The following is a 21636-nucleotide window of genomic DNA, read 5'->3' as shown; positions in this document are numbered from 1 at the left end:
TGCCGAACGGGGAGGGGTTTAGTATAACGTGATGAACCCCAGGAAGGAGACTGACATGATCCAGTGGCAAGATTTACACCATAGTGACCTCACCGTTCATTCACTTTACGCCCTGCTGAAGCTGCGCTGCGAAGTGTTTGTGGTTGAACAGACCTGCCCGTATCAGGACATCGACGGCGATGACCTCGTCGGCGAGAACCGCCATATCCTCGGCTGGCGGGATAACGAGCTGGTGGCGTATGCGAGGATTCTGAAAAGCGAAGACGATTTTGAGCCTGTTGTCATTGGCCGCGTCATCATCAGCGGCAAAGCGCGTGGTGAAAAACTCGGCTATCAGCTGATGGAAAAAACGCTGGAGGCGTGCCAGAAACAGTGGCCGGACAAAGCGTTATACCTGGGTGCGCAGGCGCACCTGCAGTCCTTCTACGACCACTTTGGTTTCGTGCCCGTCACCGAGGTGTACGATGAAGACGGCATTCCCCACATCGGCATGGCGCGGGAAGCGAAGCAGGCGTAATGACGAGTCGTTGGCTATAGTTAGCGGACTGGTGTACTAACATGGAGAAAAATATGTCATTTCAATCCTGGGATACCCGTATCGACGACGACCTGGCCTTACTGAGCGAAACGCTGGAAGAGGTGTTACGTTCCTCGGGCGACCCTGCCGATCAGAAATATATTGAGCTAAAAGCCCGCGCCGAGCAGGCGCTGCATGAAGTGAAAAACCGCGTCAGCCATGCGTCAGATACTTACTACTACCGCGCCAAAAAAGCGGTGTACCGTGCCGATGATTACGTGCATGAAAAACCGTGGCAGGGCATTGGAGTAGGTGCTGCCGTAGGCCTGGTGCTGGGGCTGCTGTTAGCCCGTCGTTAAGCCGTTTAACCACTCCCTATACGTGGGTACTGATATTTCGTATGGTACCCCGTATAATACGAGGCTTTAACAGGGAGAGGTTCGCGTGAATTCGATTTTCCTCGCGCTGGAGCAATTGCGTACCCAGCTTTCGCAAGCGTTACCCGCGGCACCCGGCATACGTCATTTCGACGTCTCTTTCCCGTTAAACGACGCCTTTGATCCCCTCGCCTGGCTGGGCGAGCAGCAGTGTTATCCGCAGTTTTACTGGCAGCAGCGTAACGGCGATGAAGAGCTGGCTGCGCTGGGAGCGGTTATCCCTTTTTCCTCTCTGGCGTTAGCCTCGCAGTTTTTGCGCGAGCAAAACGCAGCAGGTGATACCCGTATCTGCGGCCTGAACGCCTTTACTCCGGAGCAGGGCAGCCTCTTTTTACCGCGGCTGCTCTGGCGACGTACCGCCGGCACCGCCACGCTGCGCCTGCAGCTGTGGAGCGATTATTCACTTCAGGAAGATGCCCACGCCGCGCGGGATTTTTTACAGCAGCTCCGTCCTGCGAGATCTATCCGTCCACTGTCCGTTCAGGTTGAGCACGAAACCCATCAGCCGCAGCAGGCCGAATGGCTGACGCTTATCCGCATGGCGACGGAGACCATCGCGCGCGGTGATTTTGAAAAAGTGGTTCTCGCCCGGGCAACCGATATTCAGCTTACACAGCGCGTTAACCCTGTCGCGCTGATGGCGGCCAGCCGCGCCCTGAATTTACACTGCTACCATTTCTGCATGGTATTCGACGCCAGCAACGCGTTTCTTGGCTCGACGCCCGAGCGTCTCTGGCGGCGGCGGGGCACGCTGCTGCGCACGGAAGCGCTGGCGGGCACCGTTGCCAGCCATACCGATGATGGCCAGGCGCAGCGTCTCGGCGAGTGGTTGCTTAACGACGATAAAAACCAGCGCGAAAATATGCTGGTCGTGGAAGATATCTGCCAGCGTCTTCAGCACTACACGCAGACGCTTGAGGTACTGCCCCCTCAGGTGGTGCGCCTGCGTAAAGTGCAGCATTTGCGCCGCTGTATCTGGACCGAGCTCAAACAGGCCGATGATGAGCAGTGTCTGCATATGCTACAGCCGACAGCGGCCGTTGCCGGATTGCCCCGACAGCCTGCGCGCGAGTTTATTCAGAAGGTTGAGCCTTTTAACCGCGAATGGTACGCAGGTTCTGCCGGGTATTTATCGCCTGACCAGAGTGAATTTTGCGTGGCGTTGCGCTCCGCTCGCGTCCAGGATGACTCCCTGCGGCTCTATGCCGGTGCCGGCATTGTCAGCGGGTCTGACCCGGAACAGGAGTGGCAGGAGATCGAAAACAAAGCGGCCGGATTGCGCTCTCTGCTCCTTAGGGATTAATACTGATTCGCGCAATCCCGATTCATATCAAAATTCCAATTTTTTCTATTATTTATACTGTGTCGCATTCTTGATACCGGACAATCTCATGTCAGTAAGTTCTTTTAACCGACGCTGGGCGGCGGTGATCCTTGAAGCCCTGACGCGCCATGGCGTCAGGCACGTGTGTATTGCACCGGGTTCTCGCTCAACGCCGCTGACGCTGGCGGCCGCCGAAAACCGGGCGTTGATTCACCACACCCACTTTGATGAGCGTGGTCTCGGGCATCTCGCGCTGGGTCTGGCGAAGGTCAGCAAAGAGCCCGTGGCGGTGATCGTCACTTCCGGTACCGCCGTGGCGAACCTCTATCCGGCTCTGATTGAAGCCGGGTTAACCGGTGAAAAACTGATCTTACTGACGGCCGATCGCCCCCCTGAGCTTATCGACTGCGGCGCCAATCAGGCCATCCGTCAGCCGGGACTCTTTTCTTCGCACCCTTCGCAGACGATTTCGCTGCCCCGTCCCACCCAGGATATTCCGGCAAGCTGGCTGGTCTCGACCGTCGATCACGCTCTGGAGACGTTGCGCAGCGGGGCGCTGCATATTAACTGCCCGTTTGCCGAGCCGCTGTACGGTGAGCTGGACGATACGGGTCTTGACTGGCAGCAATCCCTTGGCGACTGGTGGGAGAGTGAAAAACCGTGGCTTCGCGAGCAGACGCACCTTGAGAGCGCGAAGCAGCGCGACTGGTTCTTCTGGCGGCAGAAGCGCGGCGTGGTGATCGCCGGGCGCATGAGCGCCGCCGAAGGCAAGCTGGTCGCCGAATGGGCGCAAACCCTGGGCTGGCCGCTGATAGGCGACGTGCTTTCCCAGACCGGTCAGCCGCTGCCGTGCGCCGACCTCTGGCTGGGTAATGCCAAAGCGGTCACCGAGCTGGCGCAGGCGCAGATTGTGGTTCAGCTTGGATCGAGTTTGACCGGCAAACGCTTACTGCAGTGGCAGGCCACCTGCACGCCGGAAGAGTACTGGCTGGTGGACGCGCTGGAAGGGCGGCTTGACCCGGCGCACCATCGCGGTCGTCGTCTGGTCAGTAGTATCGACGCCTGGCTGACGCTTCATCCGGCTGAAAAACGCAAGCCCTGGGCGGTGGCCATCCCGGACCTTTCGCGCCAGGCGTGGGAACTGACCAAAGCGCACTGTGAAGCGTTTAGCGAGGCCGGACTGGCGCACCGTATTCGCCAGTGCCTGCCTGAACAGGGGCAGCTGTTTGTCGGCAACAGCCTGGTGGTTCGCCTGATTGACGCTTTTTCGAAGCTGCCCGCGGGCTACCCGGTGTACAGCAACCGTGGCGCCAGCGGTATCGACGGGCTGATCTCCACGGCGGCGGGCGTGCAGCGCGCCAGCGCGAAATCAACGCTGGCGATAGTGGGCGATCTCTCCGCGCTCTACGATCTCAACGCGCTGGCGCTGCTGCGTCAGGCGTCAGCCCCGTTTGTGCTAATTGTGGTCAACAACAACGGTGGGCAGATTTTCTCCCTGCTGCCTACGCCGCAGAGCGAGCGCGAGCGCTTCTATCTGATGCCGCAGAACGTGCAGTTCGAACACGCCGCGGCGATGTTTAGCCTGAAATACCATCGCCCGGAAAGCTGGGAACAGCTGGACGCGGCGTTAAGCAGCGCCTGGAAGCAGCCGGGTGCGACGCTGATTGAGCTGGTGGTAAACGAGGCTGACGGTGCGCAGGCCCTGCAAAGCCTGCTGGCGCAGGTGAGCCAGCTGTGATCCTCTCGGGCGTGCAGCATGACGGAAAAGCAGGCTATCCCTGGCTGGTCTTTTTGCACGGTTTTTCCGGCGATTGCCGCGAGTGGCAGGTTGTTGGTGAGCGACTCCGTGACTACCCCCGGCTGTATCTGGATCTGCCGGGGCACGGCGGATCCCGGAATCTGGGCGTCGCGGGCTTTGACGAGATGAGCAGGCTACTCACCCAAACCCTTATTAGTTACAACATACTGAATTTCTGGCTCATCGGGTACTCCCTCGGCGGCCGCATTGCAATGTTCCATGCCTGCCAGCAGCCAAAGGGGCTGCAGGGCGCAATAGTGGAGGGAGGACATCCGGGCCTGCAGGATGCCGATGCGCGACAGGCGCGGCTGGTATCCGACCGCCGCTGGGCAGCACGTTTTCGCAGCGAACCGCTGGAGAAGGTGTTCGCTGACTGGTATCAACAGCCCGTGTTCGCCTCCCTCACTGACGCCCAGCGCGAGGCGCTGATTACCCTGCGCAGCCAGAACGACGGCGCGATGCTGGCGATGATGCTTGAGTCGACCTCGCTGGCCGTGCAGCCCGACCTGCGTGCTGCCCTGAGCGCGCGCGATTTCTCTTTTGATTATCTCTATGGCGAACGTGACGAGAAGTTCGCGGCCCTTGCCGCGGAGCTGAACGTTGTTCGCCATGCAATTCCCAACGCCGGACACAACGCCCACCGGGAAAACCCCGATGCGGTTGCGGCAAGTCTGGCTCAGATACTGCGTCTTCGAATAAAGGACACTCTATGATCTACCCTGATGAAAACATGCTTTACGCCCCGGTTGAATGGCAGGACTGCTCCGAAGGCTACACCGACATTCGTTACCACAAATCCACCGACGGCATTGCCAAAATCACCATCAACCGTCCACAGGTGCGTAACGCCTTCCGCCCGCTGACCGTGAAAGAGATGATTCAGGCCCTGGCGGATGCGCGCTACGACGACAACATCGGCGTGATTGTCCTGACCGGCGAAGGCGAGAAAGCGTTCTGCTCCGGCGGCGATCAGAAAGTGCGCGGTGACTACGGCGGATACCAGGACGACGCGGGTACGCATCACCTGAACGTCCTCGATTTCCAGCGTCAGATCCGCACCTGTCCAAAACCGGTGGTGGCGATGGTGGCGGGCTACTCTATCGGCGGCGGCCACGTCCTGCACATGATGTGTGACCTGACCATTGCCGCCGAGAACGCCATCTTCGGCCAGACCGGCCCGAAAGTAGGATCCTTCGACGGCGGCTGGGGTGCCTCCTACATGGCGCGCATCGTCGGGCAGAAAAAAGCCCGCGAAATCTGGTTCCTGTGCCGTCAGTACAATGCGCAGGAAGCGCTGGATATGGGCCTGGTGAATACCGTGGTACCGATTGCCGATCTCGAAAAAGAAACCGTTCGCTGGTGCCGTGAAATGCTGCAAAACAGCCCGATGGCGCTGCGCTGCCTGAAGGCCGCGCTCAATGCCGACTGCGACGGTCAGGCGGGTCTGCAGGAGCTGGCGGGTAACGCCACTATGCTGTTCTACATGACCGAAGAGGGTCAGGAAGGGCGCAACGCGTTTAACGAAAAACGCCAGCCGGACTTCAGCAAATACAAACGGAATCCGTAATGCGTCGCGCGCAGGTTTACCGCTGGCAGATACCGATGGACGCGGGCGTGGTGCTGCGTGAAAGGCGGTTAAAAACCCGTGACGGCTTCTTCGTGCATCTGCAGCAGGGCGAGCGGGAAGGCTGGGGCGAGATTGCGCCTCTGCCGGGCTTTAGCCAGGAGTCGCTGGATGACGCGCAGACGGCCTTGCTGGCGTGGGCGGACGCGTGGCGCGAGGGAGCGGATCCGGTGCTGCCGGAGGTGCCTTCCGCGGCCTTTGGTATCAGCTGCGCGCTGGCGGAGCTGGACGGCAGCCTGCCGGAAGCGGGGAATTACCGCGCGGCGCCGCTCTGTACGGGCGATCCTGACGAGCTGTTCGCGCTGCTCTCCGCCATGCCGGGCGAGATGGTGGCGAAAATTAAAGTCGGTCTCTATGAAGCGGTGCGCGACGGCATAGTCGCCAACCTGCTGCTGGAGGCGATCCCCGACCTGCATCTGCGTCTGGACGCCAACCGCGCCTGGACGCCGCTCAAGGCGCAGCAGTTTGCAAAGTACGTCAACCCGGCCTACCGCAGCCGCATTGCCTTCCTCGAAGAACCGTGCAAAACCCGCGACGATTCACGCGCGTTTGCCCGCGAAACCGGGATTGCCATCGCCTGGGATGAAAGTCTGCGCGAGGACGATTTTGAATTTGTCGCCGAGCCCGGCGTCAGCGCGGTGGTGATTAAACCGACGCTGACCGGCAGTCTGGCGAAGGTGCGCGAGCAGGTCGCAGCAGCGCACGCCTCAGGGCTGACGGCGGTCATCAGCTCGTCGATTGAGTCCAGCCTTGGGCTGACCCAGCTGGCGCGCATTGCCGCCTGGCTAACGCCGGGTACGGTTCCTGGCCTCGACACGCTGAACCTGATGCAGGCTCAGCTTATCCGCCCGTGGCCGGACAGCGCGCTGCCGTGCCTCGACGTCGAGGCGCTGGAGCCGTTGCGATGAGTTTTACCGACTGGCCGTGGCGACACTGGCGCGCGCAGTTTGCCGATAAACCGGCCCTCAGGCTGAACGATGAGGTGCTCAGCTGGCAGCAGCTGTGCACCCGCGTCGACCGGCTTGCGGCAGAGTTTCACCGGCAGGGCGTGGAGGAGGGCAACGGCGTGCTGCTGCTGGCCCATAATCATCCGCAAACCCTGCTGGCGTGGCTGGCGCTCCTACAGTGCGGGGCGCGTATTCTTCCCGCTAATCCGCAGCTTCCGCGCCCGCTGCTGGACGTGCTGCTTCCGCAGATGACGCTGTGCTTTGCGCTGGTGCTGGACGGCAGCTACGACGCTCTTCCTGCCCTGCGCATGCACGAGACAGCCGATGCGTATTGCGCTGCGTGGCAACCGGCGCGGCTGGCCTCCATGACGCTGACCTCCGGCTCCACCGGGCTACCGAAAGCGGCGGTGCATACGTGCGGGGCGCATCTCGCCAGCGCGCGCGGTGTTTTGTCGCTGATGCCCTACGGTAAAGACGACGACTGGCTGCTTTCGCTACCGCTGTTTCACGTTTCCGGCCAGGGAATTTTATGGCGCTGGCTGCAGGCCGGCGCGCGGTTAACCGTGCGCGAGAAACAGCCTCTTGAGCAGGCGTTGCGCGGCTGCACCCACGCCTCGCTGGTGCCGACCCAGCTCTGGCGCTTGCTGAATGCACACCAGCCTATCGCACTGAAAGCGGTGCTGCTGGGCGGGGCGGCCATCCCTGTTGAATTGACCGAACAGGCGCGAGAGCAGGATATACGCACCTTCTGCGGCTACGGTCTGACCGAGTTTGCCTCTACCGTCTGTGCGAAAGAGGCGGACGGCGAGCCGGACGTGGGCTGTGCGCTGCCGGGCAGAGAGGTGCAGGTGGTTAACGGTGAAGTCTGGATCCGGGCGCAGAGCATGGCCTCAGGCTACTGGCGAGACGGCGAACTGATTCCGCTGACTAACGCGCAGGGTTGGTTCGCTACACGCGATCGCGGTGAATGGCATGACGGCCGCCTGACGATCCTGGGCCGCATGGACAACCTCTTTTTTAGCGGCGGAGAAGGGATCCAGCCGGAATCGCTGGAGCGCGTTATCGCCACGCACCCGCAGGTTAACCAGGTGTTTGTCGTCCCGCTGGACGACGCTGAATTCGGGCAACGTCCGGTGGCGGTGGTGGAGTGCGAGCCGGGAACGGATATCACCTGCTTACCCGACTGGGTCAGGGATAAGGTGGCGCGTTTTGAGCAACCCGTCCGCTGGCTGGTGTTACCGACTGAACTCAAAAATGGCGGCATCAAAGTCTCACGCCGCGCACTGCAGCAGTGGGTGAACGCATCGCTGAAGGGATAATAGCCGTTTCAAATAGTTACAATCTACTGACCGGCCGCACGCAGAGTGCTTGATCCCCGGGAGACTCCGGTTAAAATCTCGCGGTTTTGGGACTTCTTTATAATAATTGTGCGGGATCACGACAATGAAAAAAGTGGCATTACTGGGCTTCGGCCTGATGGTTGTATCGGCGGCGGCGAACGCCATTAGCATTAACGGCTCGGCGGGTCAGGATTATACCCACCTGGGCTTTGGCATGGGTACCGAGACATCCGGTCTGGCGATGACCGGCGGCTGGACGCATAACGATGACGACGGCGACGCGGCCAGCCTCGGCCTGGGTCTCAACATTCCTCTTGGCCCGTTCCTGGCGACCGTCGGCGGTAAAGGCATCTATACCAACCCAAATGACGGTGATGAAGGGTACGCGGCGGCAGTGGGTGGCGGCCTGCAGTGGAAAATTGGCGACAGCTTCGGCCTGTTTGGTGAGTACTACTATTCGCCGGACTCCCTCTCGAGCGGTATCGAAAGCTATGAAGAGGCCAACGCCGGTGCGCGCTGGACCATCATGCGTCCGATTACCATCGAAGCTGGCTATCGCTATCTGAACCTGGCCGGTAAAGACGGCAACCGTGACAATGCGCTGGCAGACGGCCCGTACGTGGGCGTTAGCGCAGGCTTCTAATCACACCGGCGCGGCGTTCTGTCGCGCCAGTTTCTCTCTTCTCCACCCCGCGTTTGCGCTATAGTGTTTTGACCATATAAGCGGGAGAACATAATGATTAACGTGGAGATGTTATCCACCGGCGACGAAGTGCTGCATGGACAAATTATTGATACCAATGCTGCCTGGCTGGCCGATCTTTTCTTTGAGCAAGGATTACCGTTAACGCGCCGCAATACCGTAGGCGACAATCTTGAGTCGCTGGTCGCTATTCTGCGTGAGCGCAGCGAGCACTGCGACGTGCTGATTGTGAACGGCGGACTCGGCCCCACCGGCGACGATCTCAGCGCCCTGGCCGCCGCGACCGCAAAAGGCGAAGGGCTGGTGCTGCACGAGGCGTGGCTTTCGCAGATGGAGCGCTTTTTCTCCGAACGTGGCCGCGTCATGGCCCCAAGCAACCGCAAACAGGCTGAAATTCCCGCCAGTGCTGAACTGGTCGATAACCCGGTGGGTACCGCGTGCGGGTTTGCTATGCAGCTGAACCGCTGCCTGATGTTCTTTACGCCGGGCGTGCCCTCTGAATTTAAAGTGATGGTCGAGCAGCAGATCCTGCCGCGCCTTCGCGATCGTTTTACCCTGCCTGAACCGCCGCTGTGCCTGCGTCTGACCACCTTTGGCCGCTCGGAAAGCGATCTGGCCCAGAGCCTCGATCATCTTCCGCTGCCGCCAGGCGTGTCCATGGGCTATCGCTCCTCCATGCCGATCATTGAACTTAAGCTGACAGGCCCGGCCGAACAGAAAGAGGCGATGCTGGCCCTGTGGCCAGAGGTGCAGCGCGTGGCGGGCGAAAGCCTGATCTTTGAAGGGACGGAAGGGTTGCCCGCGCAGATTGCGACGCATCTGCAGGCGCGCCAGCTGAGCGTGACCTTAAGCGAGCAGTTCACCGGTGGCCTGCTGGCGCTGCAGCTGTCGCGCGTCAACGCGCCGCTGCTGGCCAGCGAAGTGGTGCCGTTCCAGCAGGAGACTCTCGCGCAAACCGCCCGCTGGGCGTCCGAGAGAAGGGTGAAGCATTTTGCCGGTCTGGCGTTGTTTGTCGGGGGGCTGGACGAGGAATACCTTAACTTCGCGCTGGCGACGCCGGAAGGCACCTGGGCGCTGCGGGTTAAAATGAGCATCACCCGCCATAGCCTGGCGGTGCGTCAGGAGGTTTGCGCGATGATGGCGTTGAACATGCTGCGCCGCTGGCTGAATGGCAAAGAGGTTGCCAGCGAGCACGGCTGGATCCATGTGGTCGAGTCGCTGTTTATCGAGTAAAACCTGTGCCGGGGCCTTTCGCCCCGGCCATGTTCAGCCCAGCGCCTTCGCCAGCAGGGTAATCGGATGTTCACAGCGCTTGCTGGTGGACATCTCAATCTGCCACTTGCAGGTTTCGCAGTCGGTCACCACGATATCCGCGCCGCTCTCTTCAATCTGACGGAACAGTGGGGCGCCAATCGCCTGTGACGTTTCGTAGTTTTCACGCTTAAAGCCGTAGGTCCCCGCAATCCCGCAGCAGCGCGAATCCAGCACCGTCAGCTCCAGGCCTGGAATAAGCCGCAGCAGCTCAAGCGTATAGAGCGACCAGCCCATCTTTTCCATATGACACGGCGTGTGATAGACCACTTTCAGCGGCAATTTTCCCAGCGGCAGCGTCTGCCCGCTATCCAGTTTGCGCCACAGGAAGCGTGTCGCCAGCTCGATGTGCTCGCGCAGGCCGGTGTTATCCACGTCCAGCAGATGCGGATACTCATCGCGCAGGGTGAAGGTACAGGTGGACGAGGTCGCCAGCACCGGAATACCTTTATCGACAATGGCTTCGCGCAGGGAGGTGACATTGCTTTGAGCCTGCCTGCGCGCTTTATCGGTAAACCCGTTGGCAATTAGCGGTACGCCGCAGCACTTCTCTTTGTTCAGTAACTGAACGCCAGTGCCCATGGCGTTCAGCACCTTCAGCAGATCTTTACCCAGCTGCGGGTGGTTGTAGTTCACATAGCAGCCGTGGAAAAAGGCCACCTGGTCGGCGTACTGCGCCTGTTGCGCCGCGACGGATTTGTACCAGCGGCGGAAGGTGCCGTGAGAATATTTCGGCAGGCTGCGGTGATGGTCTATCTTCAGCGTGGCATCCAGCAGCTGACGCACCGGTTTGAGAGCGGTCGCGGCATTCACGATGGGGGCAAAGGGCGTCGAGACGCTGCCCATCAGATCGGTGTGGCTCAGGATCGCATCGCGCAGTGTCGGTTTTTGCGTGCTGTAGCGCGCCCGGGCGCGCTGAATGATATCGCCGATTTTCACATCCGACGGGCAGGCGACTTCGCAGCGTTTGCAGTTAATGCAGTATTTCAGCGCTTCATCGTACAGCTTGCCGTCCTTCAGGCGCAGGCGCTCGCCGTCCGGCCCGGCCTGCTTTGGTCCGGGATAGCGTGGGTTAACGCCGCTGACCGGGCAGACGGTGGTACACACCGTGCATTTGATGCAGCTTTCAAAACGGGTGTCGTTCATTGTTCAGCCTCCGTGCGCTGGCTAATCTGCTCTGCCACATACAGCGCCGTGACGGCGCAGACCCCGCCACCGCATCCCTGGGCAATGGGATCGTACCCGCCCAGCAGCGAGCCGATGGCAAAGAGATTCCTGACGGGTTTACCGGAAAGCTGCGGATGCAGCTGGTTATCGACAATCACGCCGAACTGTTGCCAGGGCTGCGGCGAGAAGAAATCACTCTGATACCAGTCCGCGCGTGAGGCACGCTGGCGAACATCCAGCCCCATAATGGCTTCCCGGATGCCCTCCCGGCTGCTCAGCAGTCCGTTGCTGAAGAAGCTGCCGCTTGCCAGCACCGTATAGCGGGCGCGAAGCGGAATATCGTCGTGGTTGCGCGTCCAGATTTCGCTCACCGCGCCGTCGGTCAGGGTGATTTTTTTCACCTCATCACCCGCCATCCACACGCCGCCCTGCGCGACAAACTGACGCTGGAGCTGGGTATGCAGGCGAATGCCGGGTACGGAAGGGGGCAGCGTTGGCAGCAGGCCGAGCGAGCAGGGCAGACGATCCGAGAGCCAGCGCCAGAGTCGGTTGTCGCGTAAACCGAAGCAGGCGGGCATCAGCAGGGCATCGCAGGTTTCGCCGAGCGGCCTGAGCGCGTCATACAGCAGCGGCCATTTGTCCTCGTTATCAAGAAAACGGGCGATATTCACCGCGCGAAACTCGCTCGGGTTATCGCGCAGGACATCAAGCTCGGGCAGTTCTATCTCTGCCATTTCCGCGTTAACGCCCTGGCGACAGAGCGACGCCGCTGCGAGATGGGGCTGGAAATCCAGAAAGCCGCTAATCCCTACCACCCGCACACGTCCCGCGCGAATGGGGGCAATGGGCACCTCCTCCGGGCTGAGCCACGCGGAACGCAGGGTGCCGAGCGGCGTAACGCGCTGGTGATTGAGCCGGGCGCTGCCCTGCAGACGTGCGCCGCAGCCCGCCAGCAGCGCTTCGGTTTCCAGCGCAAAGCGGTCAATATGCTGCGCGCCAATCAGGTGATACGGGTGCTCCGGCGGCAGCTTATCGCGGTACGCTTCGTCCACCAGATCCAGCGAGCCCGACGAGAAGTGCAGGGCGCTCTGGCCCCGGGTGATAATGGCGCAGCGCAGCCCCTGCTTCGTGAGTTTGATGCCGCAGAGCAGGCCTGCCAGCCCGCCGCCGACGATTACGGTATCAAATTTCATCGCGTTGCTCCTTCTCAAGACCGCAAAGCCCCTGGTAGACCCAGCGGGTAAATTCGCTTTCGCGCAGGGCATCGCCCCAGGCGACAGGCTGAATGCCTTTCCAGCGCTCGTTTAAAAACGCGCTGAGCTGATCGAGCGACTGGGTGGCGGTGGTGGTGTGAAAACGCTGCAGCAGACCGGCGGCACGACAGGCGCACAGTTCGCCCTGACAGGTGCCCATTCCGACGCGGGTGCGACGGCGAAGATCGAGCAGGCTGTTGACCGTCAGATTCTCCACCGCGTACTGCACCTCACCGGCGGTGACGGCTTCGCACTCGCACACCAGGCTGCGGCTCAGTCGTCCTTCACCGAGCCACTGTGGCGTTCTGTCGCCGTGGCGGTAAATAGCGGACCCGCGCAGCGGCGCGGGCAGGGAGATAATTTTTTGCAGCGTCTTCTCGGTGGACTGACGCGAGCCGGGCAGGGCTTGTTCTGCCGTCACGCACCGTTCGGTATTGCCCAGCTTGCGGCAGACGGCATCGGTCGCCCACTCGGCCATCAGGCGGTAGGTCATCAGCTTGCCGCCGGTGATGGTGATAAACCCGTCCATGCCGTCGCGTTCGGCGTGATCGAGCAGCACGATGCCCCGGCTGACGTTACGTCCGCTCGGGTCGTTGTCGCTGGCGACCAGCGGACGCACGCCCGCGTAGGCGCGAAGAATACGCGTCTGGGCCATCACCGGCGCCAGTTTTTCCCCTTCGCGCAGCAGGATGTCCACCTCTTCAGCGGTGACGCGGTTGTAGTCAATCTCGCTGTAGTCCACGTGGGTTGAGGTCGTCCCGATTAACGAAATGGTATCTCCCGGCACGAGGATATCGGCGTCAGACGGTTTGCGGCAGCGGTTGATCACGTGGTTATTGATGCGGTGGTCGAGGATCAGCAGCGAGCCTTTCGCCGGGAACATGCGCACCGAAAGGTCCGCGTATTCCGCAATCCGCTGCCCCCAGATCCCCGCCGCGTTGACCACAACGGCGGCATACAGCTCGCTGTGTTCGTTATATTGCGTATCAAGGATCCGCACGCCGCAGATACGATGGCCTTCGCGGATAAGCCCGGTCACTTCATGCCCGGTCAGGATATGCGCGCCATGCTCGCGGGCGTCCAGCATATTGGCGGCGGTCAGGCGGAACGGATCGACGGTGCCGTCAGGGACCTTCACCGCGCCGATAAGCGCCGGGTTAACCGACGATTCCAGCCGCCGCGCCAGCGCCGGATCCATGGCCTCAGCCTGAATGCCCGCGGCGCTGCAGGCGGTAATAAAGGTGTTCTGAAAAGCGAGATCATCTTCGGGAAGGGTAATAAAGAGGCCGTCGGTCGGCTCAATGCAGTGGCGGGCGATACGCTTGAGGATCTGGTTTTCAGCAATACATTCGCGCGCGGATTCAGCGTCGGTGACCGCATACCGCGCGCCGCTGTGCAGCAGGCCGTGGTTACGCCCGGTTGCGCCCGTAGCGATATCATGGCGTTCCAGAAGCGTGACGCTCAGGCCGCGAAGGGCGCAATCGCGTGCGATCCCGGCGCCGGTTGCGCCACCGCCAATGATTATCACATCGCTGTAGCGAGGATCGTGAATGGTCATTGTTTACCCTCTATGTTCGTTTTTTATCATTTAGCCATATTAATTTTGTGGTTTGTTTGATTTCGAACATAAACGCGCGGAATTCGAAAGTGAAACGTGATTTCATGCGCTTTTTTGCGCATTCTGTCATATTTCTGTAACAATCTGTGCGTTGATTCACAGTAACAATCACCGTGATTTCTTAACATCCCCGCCTCTGGAATTCAGGTGCGAGCCACCTGCTCATTCATTTCAAGGCCACGGAGGCTGTTATGCTCAGTATCTTCAAACCTGCGCCCCACAGGGCGCGTCTGCCAGAGGCAGAAATAGATCCGCTCTATCGCCGTCTGCGTTGGCAAATCTTCCTGGGGATCTTCTTCGGGTACGCGGCGTACTACCTTGTACGTAAAAACTTCGCGCTCGCCATGCCGTATCTGGTGGAGCAGGGCTTTTCCCGCGGCGATCTGGGGTTCGCGCTGTCGGGGATCTCCATCGCCTACGGTTTTTCCAAATTCATCATGGGCTCCGTGTCGGATCGCTCGAATCCGCGCGTGTTCCTGCCCGCCGGTCTGATCCTGGCGGCCGCGGTGATGCTGTTCATGGGCTTTGTGCCGTGGGCAACCTCCAGTATTGCCATCATGTTCGTGCTGCTGTTCCTCTGCGGCTGGTTCCAGGGGATGGGGTGGCCGCCGTGCGGACGCACCATGGTGCACTGGTGGTCGCAGAAGGAGCGCGGCGGCATCGTGTCGGTGTGGAACTGTGCCCATAACGTGGGTGGCGGTATTCCGCCGCTGCTGTTCCTGCTGGGGATGGCCTGGTTCAACGACTGGCACGCTGCGCTGTATATGCCTGCCTTTGGCGCCATCGTGGTGGCGATTTTCGCTTTCGCGCTGATGCGTGATACGCCGCAGTCCTGCGGCCTGCCGCCGATTGAAGAGTACAAAAACGACTATCCGGATGATTACAGCAAGGAGCACGAAGAGGAGCTGACCGCAAAACAGATCTTCATGAAGTACGTCCTGCCGAACAAGCTTCTGTGGTACATCGCGGTGGCGAACGTGTTCGTTTACCTGCTGCGCTACGGCATCCTCGACTGGTCGCCAACCTACCTGAAAGAGGTGAAGCACTTCGCGCTGGATAAATCCTCCTGGGCGTACTTCCTGTATGAATACGCCGGGATCCCAGGCACGCTGCTTTGCGGCTGGATGTCGGACAAGGTGTTTAAGGGTAACCGCGGTGCGACGGGCGTCTTCTTTATGACCCTGGTGACCATCGCGACGGTTGTTTACTGGCTTAACCCGCCGGGCAATCCATCAGTAGACATGGCCTGCATGATCGTCATCGGCTTCCTGATTTACGGTCCGGTAATGCTGATCGGCCTGCATGCGCTGGAGCTGGCACCGAAAAAAGCGGCAGGCACGGCGGCAGGCTTTACCGGCCTGTTCGGTTACCTCGGCGGTTCGGTCGCGGCGAGCGCCATTGTGGGCTACACCGTTGACTTCTTCGGCTGGGACGGCGGCTTTATGGTGATGATCGGCGGTAGCGTGCTGGCGGTACTGCTGCTGATTGTTGTGATGATCGGTGAGAAACGTCACCACGCGGAAGTGCTGGCACGTCGTCAATAAGGAGCTTTACGATGAAATTAACTCAGTTAGCGACAGGCCTGCTGCTGGCGGGCCTGATGACAGGCTCCGCGCTGGCGGCGGATAAAATCGTTATTGCCCACCGTGGCGCGAGTGGCTATCTGCCGGAGCATACGCTGCCGGCGAAAGCGATGGCCTATGCGCAGGGTGCGGATTACCTCGAGCAGGATCTGGTGATGACGAAGGACGACCAGCTGGTGGTCCTGCACGATCACTATCTGGACCGAGTGACGGACGTGGCGGAGCGTTTCCCGGACCGCGCGCGAAAAGATGGCCGCTACTACGCCATTGATTTCACCCTGGCGGAGATCCGTTCCCTGAAGTTTACCGAAGGCTTCGAGATTGAAAACGGCAAGAAGGTGCAGGTCTATCCGGGACGTTTCCCGATGGGCAAATCTGACTTCCGCATTCATACCTTCCAGGAAGAGATTGAGTTTGTTCAGGGGCTGAACCACTCAACCGGTAAAAATATCGGTATCTACCCGGAGATCAAAGCGCCGTGGTTCCATCATCAGGAAGGGAAAGACATTGCCGCGAAGACGCTGGAGGTGCTGAAGCAGTACGGCTACACCAGCAAGAAGGACAAAGTCTACCTGCAGTGTTTTGATGCCGCCGAGCTGAAGCGCATCAAAACCGAGCTGGAGCCGAAGATGGGCATGAACCTCAACCTGGTGCAGCTGATTGCCTACACTGACTGGAATGAAACTCAGGAGAAACAGCCGGACGGGAAGTGGGTTAACTACAACTACGACTGGATGTTTAAGCCGGGGGCGATGAAGCAGATTGCGCAGTACGCCGACGGCATCGGGCCGGATTATCACATGCTGGTGGCGGAGGGCTCAGCGCCGGGCCACGTGAAGCTGACGGCGATGGTGAAAGAGGCGCACGACAGCAAGATGCAGGTGCATCCGTATACCGTGCGTGCAGACCAGCTGCCGCCGTATGCCACGAATGTGAATCAGCTTTATGAGGTGTTGTATAACCAGGCGGGCGTGGACGGACTGTTTACGGATTTCCCGGATAAAGCGGTTGAATTCATTCACCGGAAGTAGGTTTTGTAGGTCGGGTAAGGCGAGGCCGACACCCGACAATCAGGCTCTGCGGCCTGATGCCCTTATTCCCTCTCCCACAGGGAGAGGGAATAAGGGCAATCACATCTCGATTTCGATATCGCCTTTTGCCCGGCAGCAGCAGGGCAAAATTTCCCCTTCGTTGATAAAGGCCAGCGGCTCGGTCAGCCAGTCTACCTGGCCTGCGACCAGACGGCAGCGGCAGGAGCCGCAGTAGCCGGAACGACACTGGTACTCTACTTCTACCTGATGCGCCTCAAGCGCCACCAGCAGAGAAGGGTGCTCCTCCCGACACAGTACCTCAGTGCCGGAAAGACTTAACGTGACGCGTGGCATCAGAGCTGGAAGTTGCTCAGGTCGTCAGTGTTGACTTCAGAATCAATCTGACCGACCAGATAAGAGCTCACTTCCACTTCCTGCGGCGCAACCTGCACGTTATCGGACACCAGCCAGGTGTTGATCCACGGGATTGGGTTAGAGCGCGTCTGGAACGGCAGGTCGAGACCGACAGCCTGCATGCGGATGTTGGTGATGTACTCAACGTACTGGCACAGGATGTCTTTGTTCAGGCCAATCATGGAGCCGTCGCGGAACAGGTAATCTGCCCACTCTTTCTCCTGCTGAGCCGCCAGTACGAACAGGTCGTAGCACTCCTGCTTGCACTCTTCGGCGATTTCCGCCATCTCCGGATCGTCCGTACCGCTGCGCAGCAGGTTCAGCATGTGCTGGGTACCGGTCAGGTGCAGGGCTTCATCGCGGGCAATCAGACGGATGATTTTGGCGTTGCCTTCCATCAGCTTGCGCTCGGCAAAGGCGAAGGAGCAGGCGAAGCTCACGTAGAAGCGGATCGCTTCCAGCGCGTTAACGCTCATCAGGCACAGATACAGCTGCTTTTTCAGCGCGCGCAGGTTCACGGTAATGGTTTTACCGTTCACGTTGTGGGTGCCTTCGCCCAGCAGATGCCAGTAGCTGGTCATCTCGATCAGCTCGTCGTAGTAATGGGCAATGCCTTCCGCGCGCTTCTGGATCTGCTCGTTGGTGACGATATCGTCAAACACCACCGCCGGATCGTTCACGATGTTGCGGATGATGTGGGTGTAAGAGCGGGAGTGGATCGTCTCGGAGAACGCCCAGGTTTCCACCCAGGTTTCCAGCTCTGGAATGGAGATCAGCGGCAGCAGCGCCACGTTCGGGCTACGGCCCTGAATAGAGTCCAGCAGCGTCTGGTACTTCAGGTTGCTGATGAAGATATGCTTTTCGTGATCCGGCAGCGACTGGTAGTCAATACGGTCGCGGGAGACATCCACTTCTTCCGGGCGCCAGAAGAAGGAGAGTTGCTTTTCAATCAGCTTTTCGAAGATGTCATATTTTTGCTGATCGTAGCGTGCCACGTTGACCGGCTGGCCGAAGAACATCGGCTCTTTGAGCTGGTCGTTTTTCGTCTGTGAAAAGGTGGTATATGCCATTGCGGTGAGTCCTGTTGAGATTTTATTGCCCGGCGGCACTGCGTTTGCCGGGCCTACAAAACCGTAGGCCGGGTAAGCGTAGCGCCACCCGGCGAAGTGCTTAGATCTTACATGCGCCGCTTTCGCAGCCATCGTCCTGAATTGACGGAACCAGGTCGTCCTGCGCGTCTTCCGCACCGTCACGGGTGTTGTGATAGTACAGCGTTTTCACGCCAAACTTGTAGGCGGTGAGCAGGTCTTTCAGCAATTGCTGCATCGGAACCTTGCCTGACGGGAAGCGCGTCGGGTCATAGTTGGTATTGGCAGAGATCGACTGGTCGATAAACTTCTGCATGATACCCACCAGCTGCAGGTAGCCGTCGTTGTTTGGCATTTCCCACAGCAGCTCGTAGTTGTTGCCCAGCGTTTCGTAGTCCGGTACGACCTGACGCAGCACGCCGTCTTTCGACGCTTTGATGCTGACGTGGCCGCGCGGCGGTTCGATACCGTTGGTGGCGTTAGAGATTTGCGAAGAGGTCTCGGACGGCATCAGGGCAGAAAGCGTTGAGTTACGCAGTCCGTGAGTCTTGATGGACTCGCGCAGCCCTTCCCAGTCGAGATGCAGCGGCTCGCTGACGATCGCATCCAGGTCTTTTTTGTAGGTGTCGATCGGCAGAATGCCTTTCGCGTAGGTGGTTTCGTTGAACCACGGGCACGCGCCTTGCTCTTTCGCCAGCTCGTTGGACGCTTTCATCAGGTAGTACTGAATCGCTTCGAACGTCTGGTGCGTCAGGTTGTTAGCGCTGCCGTCGGAGTAACGCTTGCCGTTTTTCGCCAGCCAGTAGGCGAAGTTGATCACGCCGATACCCAGGGTACGGCGGCCCATCGCACCGCGTTTAGCGGCCGGGATTGGGTAATCCTGGTAGTCCAGCAGGGCGTCGAGGGCACGAACCGCCAGCACGGCCAGCTCTTCCAGCTCGTCCAGGCTCTTAATCGCGCCCAGGTTGAACGCGGACAGCGTACACAGCGCGATTTCGCCGTTCTCGTCGTTCACGTCTTCCAGCGGTTTGGTCGGCAGGGCGATCTCCAGGCACAGGTTAGACTGGCGCACTGGTGCAACAACCGGGTCAAACGGGCTGTGGGTGTTGCAGTGGTCAACGTTCTGGATGTAGATACGGCCGGTAGAGGCACGTTCCTGCATCATCAGGGAGAACAGGTCTACCGCCTTCACGCGCTGCTTGCGGATGCTGTCGTCTTTTTCGTATTTGGTGTACAGACGCTCAAACTCGTCCTGATCGGCAAAGAATGCGTCATACAGGCCTGGAACGTCGGACGGGCTGAACAGGGTGATGTCTTCACCTTTCAGCAGACGGGTGTACATCAGCTTGTTGATCTGCACGCCGTAGTCCATGTGACGCACGCGGTTGCCTTCGACACCACGGTTGTTTTTCAGGACCAGCAGGCTTTCCACTTCCAGGTGCCACATTGGGTAGAACAGGGTCGCAGCACCGCCGCGCACGCCGCCCTGAGAGCAGGATTTTACTGCCGTCTGGAAGTGCTTATAGAACGGGATACAGCCGGTGTGGAACGCTTCACCGCCGCGAATCGGGCTGCCCAGCGCACGGATGCGGCCGGCGTTGATGCCGATACCTGCACGCTGGGAAACGTATTTCACAATGGCGCTGGAGGTGGCGTTGATGGAATCCAGGCTGTCACCACACTCGATCAGGACGCAGGAGCTGAACTGACGGGTAGGGGTGCGCACGCCAGACATGATTGGCGTCGGCAGAGAAATTTTGAACGTCGATACCGCATCGTAGAAACGCTTCACGTAATCCAGACGGGTATCACGCGGGTAGTTTGAGAACAGGCAGGCGGCCACCAGAATGTAGAGGAACTGGGCGCTTTCGTAGATCTCACCGGTTACACGGTTCTGAACCAGGTATTTGCCTTCGAGCTGCTTCACCGCCGCGTAGGAGAAGTTCATGTCGCGCCAGTGATCGATAAACCCGTTCATCTGCTCGAACTCTTCTTCCGTATAGTCTTCCAGCAGATGCGTGTCGTATTTGCCCAGCTCAACCATTTTCACCACGTGATCGTAAAGCTTCGGCGGCTCAAACTGGCCGTAGGCTTTTTTACGCAGGTGGAAAATCGCCAGACGTGCAGCGAGGTACTGATAATCCGGTGCTTCGCGGGAGATGAGGTCTGCCGCCGCTTTGATGATGGTTTCGTGGATATCAGACGTTTTGATGCCGTCGTAGAACTGAATATGAGAACGCAGTTCAACCTGGGAGATAGATACGTTGTTCAGTCCTTCTGCTGCCCAGTCGAGAACTCGATGGATTTTGTCCAGATTGATACGCTCGGTAGTACCGTCGCGCTTTGTCACCAGCAGACTCTGATTCATGTGGGTTTTACCTGTCCGTGAAATAAAAAATATCCCCCGCTTATCCACAGATCCGTCTTGTGACTAACTCTGTGGATAAATACTACATATAGGGGGTTTGCGATAAGAAAAACGCTATATGGTGAGTATTCTAGTATCGATTCTTTTCAGCACAAGGGTTGATTTTGACGTTAAATTGAGGTTGTGAAAGGGTAAAAAAGGCTAAGTCCTCGTACCGTAAGGCCTGGAAGACATGTCAATAATTAAGAAAAAAAATTCAAAATTTGATCGAGTGCTGATTTCTTCAACGAGAGGTCAGAATTGCGCAACATGATGTCGCGCAATCTTTATAAGAATAACGAATGACGTTAGTCGTTTTTGGCGGTTGTGTGCAACATATAGTTAACATCAACGCCCGGTGCGAGTTTGAATTTATTGGTCAGCGGATTGTAGTGCAGGCCGATGATGTGCTGCTCTTTGAGCCACGTCTGATCAACCCAGCTTAACAGCTCTGCAGGCTTAATGAATTTCTTCACATCGTGGGTCCCTTTCGGCACCATGCGCAGAACATACTCCGCGCCGACGACGGCCATCAGCCAGGCTTTACCGTTGCGGTTGAGGGTTGAGAAGAAGACCTGGCCGCCCGGTTTTACCAGTTTTGCACAGGCGTGCACCACCGACTGCGGATCGGGAACGTGCTCCAGCATCTCCATGCAGGTCACCACATCGTACTGATGGGCGTGTTTTGCCGCGTGCTCTTCTACGGTTTCCTGCACGTATTCCACCTGTATACCGGACTCCAGCGCATGAAGACGGGCCACCTGCAGCGGTTCAAAGCCCATATCCAGGCCCGTAACATTCGCCCCTTCGCGCGCCATGCTCTCAGCCAGGATGCCGCCGCCGCAGCCGACGTCGAGCACTTTCTTACCGAACAGACCACCGGAACGCTCCGCGATATAGCCCAGACGCAGCGGGTTAATACGGTGCAGCGGTTTGAACTCACCTTCGAGATCCCACCAGCGGGACGCCACCGCTTCAAATTTGGCAATCTCTTCGTGGTCAACGTTGTGAACCACCGGGGATTTTTCGGCATTCATGGGCGCTTTTACTCCTTATTTAGCAAGACGAATGAGT

At 59.1% G+C, this 21636-nt stretch carries 19 protein-coding genes; 12 read left to right on the top strand and 7 right to left on the bottom strand.

The window, feature by feature from the left end; genetic code table 11:
• The first annotated feature begins 55 nt into the window (after positions 1 to 55).
• From AC4IC4_RS16010 to AC4IC4_RS15965, 10 genes are all read left to right on the top strand, one after another.
• On the top strand, positions 56 to 517 hold the full coding sequence (locus tag AC4IC4_RS16010; RefSeq protein WP_032646607.1) for a GNAT family N-acetyltransferase: 462 nt from the start codon (positions 56 to 58) through the stop codon (positions 515 to 517).
• A 53-nt stretch (positions 518 to 570) separates the two neighbouring features.
• On the top strand, positions 571 to 876 hold the full coding sequence (gene elaB, locus AC4IC4_RS16005) for a stress response protein ElaB (protein ID WP_008500219.1): 306 nt from the start codon (positions 571 to 573) through the stop codon (positions 874 to 876).
• A gap of 85 nt (positions 877 to 961) precedes the next feature.
• Positions 962 to 2257 carry an isochorismate synthase MenF gene (gene menF / locus AC4IC4_RS16000; protein ID WP_491471502.1) on the top strand — a complete coding sequence of 432 codons (1296 nt, stop codon included), beginning with the start codon at positions 962 to 964 and terminating at the stop codon, positions 2255 to 2257.
• An 88-nt stretch (positions 2258 to 2345) separates the two neighbouring features.
• Entirely contained in the window at positions 2346 to 4016 is a 1671-nt protein-coding gene (gene menD / locus AC4IC4_RS15995; RefSeq protein WP_491471501.1) for a 2-succinyl-5-enolpyruvyl-6-hydroxy-3-cyclohexene-1-carboxylic-acid synthase, read from the top strand.
• The gene (menH, locus tag AC4IC4_RS15990; RefSeq protein WP_491471500.1) at positions 4013 to 4789 is read left to right on the top strand and encodes a 2-succinyl-6-hydroxy-2,4-cyclohexadiene-1-carboxylate synthase; all 777 of its coding nucleotides are present in this window, start codon (positions 4013 to 4015) and stop codon (positions 4787 to 4789) included. The genes menD and menH overlap by 4 nt, the downstream gene beginning before the upstream one ends.
• Positions 4786 to 5643 carry a 1,4-dihydroxy-2-naphthoyl-CoA synthase gene (menB, locus tag AC4IC4_RS15985; protein WP_014832749.1) on the top strand — a complete coding sequence of 286 codons (858 nt, stop codon included), beginning with the start codon at positions 4786 to 4788 and terminating at the stop codon, positions 5641 to 5643. The genes menH and menB overlap by 4 nt, the downstream gene beginning before the upstream one ends.
• A complete protein-coding gene (gene menC / locus AC4IC4_RS15980; protein WP_491471499.1) occupies positions 5643 to 6608 on the top strand; it encodes an o-succinylbenzoate synthase in 966 nt (321 codons plus the stop codon). Before menB ends, menC begins: the two co-directional genes overlap by 1 nt.
• Positions 6605 to 7966, top strand: coding sequence for an o-succinylbenzoate--CoA ligase (menE, locus tag AC4IC4_RS15975; RefSeq protein ID WP_491471498.1), 1362 nt, complete (start codon positions 6605 to 6607; stop codon positions 7964 to 7966). Before menC ends, menE begins: the two co-directional genes overlap by 4 nt.
• 124 nt (positions 7967 to 8090) lie before the next feature.
• Positions 8091 to 8630 carry a YfaZ family outer membrane protein gene (locus tag AC4IC4_RS15970; RefSeq protein WP_028016260.1) on the top strand — a complete coding sequence of 180 codons (540 nt, stop codon included), beginning with the start codon at positions 8091 to 8093 and terminating at the stop codon, positions 8628 to 8630.
• 93 nt (positions 8631 to 8723) lie between these two features.
• The gene (locus AC4IC4_RS15965) at positions 8724 to 9923 is read left to right on the top strand and encodes a nicotinamide mononucleotide deamidase-related protein YfaY (RefSeq protein ID WP_024908210.1); all 1200 of its coding nucleotides are present in this window, start codon (positions 8724 to 8726) and stop codon (positions 9921 to 9923) included.
• Between the two features lie 33 nt (positions 9924 to 9956).
• On the opposite strand, the gene glpC is transcribed toward AC4IC4_RS15965, so the two are convergent.
• The 3 genes from glpC to glpA are packed head-to-tail and all read right to left on the bottom strand — an operon-like array spanning position 9957 to position 13979.
• Positions 9957 to 11147 (bottom strand): anaerobic glycerol-3-phosphate dehydrogenase subunit GlpC, encoded by a 1191-nt coding sequence (gene glpC / locus AC4IC4_RS15960; protein ID WP_061714727.1) that lies wholly within the window; start codon positions 11145 to 11147, stop codon positions 9957 to 9959.
• On the bottom strand, positions 11144 to 12361 hold the full coding sequence (gene glpB, locus AC4IC4_RS15955) for a glycerol-3-phosphate dehydrogenase subunit GlpB (RefSeq protein ID WP_491471497.1): 1218 nt from the start codon (positions 12359 to 12361) through the stop codon (positions 11144 to 11146). The genes glpC and glpB overlap by 4 nt, the downstream gene beginning before the upstream one ends.
• Positions 12351 to 13979 (bottom strand): anaerobic glycerol-3-phosphate dehydrogenase subunit A, encoded by a 1629-nt coding sequence (gene glpA / locus AC4IC4_RS15950; RefSeq protein WP_491471496.1) that lies wholly within the window; start codon positions 13977 to 13979, stop codon positions 12351 to 12353. Before glpA ends, glpB begins: the two co-directional genes overlap by 11 nt.
• Before the next feature lie 251 nt (positions 13980 to 14230).
• Between glpA and glpT the strand changes: the two genes are divergently transcribed.
• The gene (gene glpT, locus AC4IC4_RS15945) at positions 14231 to 15583 is read left to right on the top strand and encodes a glycerol-3-phosphate transporter (protein WP_024908206.1); all 1353 of its coding nucleotides are present in this window, start codon (positions 14231 to 14233) and stop codon (positions 15581 to 15583) included.
• 11 nt (positions 15584 to 15594) lie between these two features.
• The gene (glpQ, locus tag AC4IC4_RS15940; RefSeq protein WP_061714729.1) at positions 15595 to 16653 is read left to right on the top strand and encodes a glycerophosphodiester phosphodiesterase; all 1059 of its coding nucleotides are present in this window, start codon (positions 15595 to 15597) and stop codon (positions 16651 to 16653) included.
• 99 nt (positions 16654 to 16752) lie between these two features.
• Here glpQ and yfaE read toward each other — a convergent pair whose 3' ends face one another.
• From yfaE to ubiG, 4 genes are all read right to left on the bottom strand, one after another.
• The gene (yfaE, locus tag AC4IC4_RS15935; protein WP_023325749.1) at positions 16753 to 17007 is read right to left on the bottom strand and encodes a class I ribonucleotide reductase maintenance protein YfaE; all 255 of its coding nucleotides are present in this window, start codon (positions 17005 to 17007) and stop codon (positions 16753 to 16755) included.
• Complete coding sequence (gene nrdB / locus AC4IC4_RS15930) at positions 17007 to 18137, bottom strand: class Ia ribonucleoside-diphosphate reductase subunit beta (RefSeq protein ID WP_023312514.1); 1131 nt, start codon at positions 18135 to 18137, stop codon at positions 17007 to 17009. The genes yfaE and nrdB overlap by 1 nt, the downstream gene beginning before the upstream one ends.
• A gap of 100 nt (positions 18138 to 18237) precedes the next feature.
• The gene (gene nrdA, locus AC4IC4_RS15925; protein WP_032646595.1) at positions 18238 to 20523 is read right to left on the bottom strand and encodes a class 1a ribonucleoside-diphosphate reductase subunit alpha; all 2286 of its coding nucleotides are present in this window, start codon (positions 20521 to 20523) and stop codon (positions 18238 to 18240) included.
• Between the two features lie 347 nt (positions 20524 to 20870).
• Positions 20871 to 21599 (bottom strand): bifunctional 2-polyprenyl-6-hydroxyphenol methylase/3-demethylubiquinol 3-O-methyltransferase UbiG, encoded by a 729-nt coding sequence (gene ubiG, locus AC4IC4_RS15920; protein ID WP_032646594.1) that lies wholly within the window; start codon positions 21597 to 21599, stop codon positions 20871 to 20873.
• Between the last annotated feature and the right edge of the window lie 37 nt (positions 21600 to 21636).

This window comes from Enterobacter sp. Taxon_2 (assembly GCF_058355295.1).
This window is presented reverse-complemented; position numbering and strand designations above follow the sequence as displayed.

Excerpts from the sequence above, each read along its gene's own strand:
- yfaE (WP_023325749.1), bottom strand. The coding sequence starts at position 17,007 with ATGCCACGCGTCACGTTAAGTCTTTCCGGCACTGAGGTACTGTGTCGG.
- glpA (WP_491471496.1), bottom strand. The coding sequence starts at position 13,979 with ATGACCATTCACGATCCTCGCTACAGCGATGTGATAATCATTGGCGGT.
- glpT (WP_024908206.1), top strand. The coding sequence starts at position 14,231 with ATGCTCAGTATCTTCAAACCTGCGCCCCACAGGGCGCGTCTGCCAGAG.
- AC4IC4_RS15965 (WP_024908210.1), top strand. The coding sequence starts at position 8,724 with ATGATTAACGTGGAGATGTTATCCACCGGCGACGAAGTGCTGCATGGA.
- nrdA (WP_032646595.1), bottom strand. The coding sequence starts at position 20,523 with ATGAATCAGAGTCTGCTGGTGACAAAGCGCGACGGTACTACCGAGCGT.
- menC (WP_491471499.1), top strand. The coding sequence starts at position 5,643 with ATGCGTCGCGCGCAGGTTTACCGCTGGCAGATACCGATGGACGCGGGC.
- ubiG (WP_032646594.1), bottom strand. The coding sequence starts at position 21,599 with ATGAATGCCGAAAAATCCCCGGTGGTTCACAACGTTGACCACGAAGAG.
- menD (WP_491471501.1), top strand. The coding sequence starts at position 2,346 with ATGTCAGTAAGTTCTTTTAACCGACGCTGGGCGGCGGTGATCCTTGAA.
- menB (WP_014832749.1), top strand. The coding sequence starts at position 4,786 with ATGATCTACCCTGATGAAAACATGCTTTACGCCCCGGTTGAATGGCAG.
- elaB (WP_008500219.1), top strand. The coding sequence starts at position 571 with ATGTCATTTCAATCCTGGGATACCCGTATCGACGACGACCTGGCCTTA.
- AC4IC4_RS16010 (WP_032646607.1), top strand. The coding sequence starts at position 56 with ATGATCCAGTGGCAAGATTTACACCATAGTGACCTCACCGTTCATTCA.
- AC4IC4_RS15970 (WP_028016260.1), top strand. The coding sequence starts at position 8,091 with ATGAAAAAAGTGGCATTACTGGGCTTCGGCCTGATGGTTGTATCGGCG.
- glpQ (WP_061714729.1), top strand. The coding sequence starts at position 15,595 with ATGAAATTAACTCAGTTAGCGACAGGCCTGCTGCTGGCGGGCCTGATG.
- glpB (WP_491471497.1), bottom strand. The coding sequence starts at position 12,361 with ATGAAATTTGATACCGTAATCGTCGGCGGCGGGCTGGCAGGCCTGCTC.
- nrdB (WP_023312514.1), bottom strand. The coding sequence starts at position 18,137 with ATGGCATATACCACCTTTTCACAGACGAAAAACGACCAGCTCAAAGAG.
- glpC (WP_061714727.1), bottom strand. The coding sequence starts at position 11,147 with ATGAACGACACCCGTTTTGAAAGCTGCATCAAATGCACGGTGTGTACC.
- menE (WP_491471498.1), top strand. The coding sequence starts at position 6,605 with ATGAGTTTTACCGACTGGCCGTGGCGACACTGGCGCGCGCAGTTTGCC.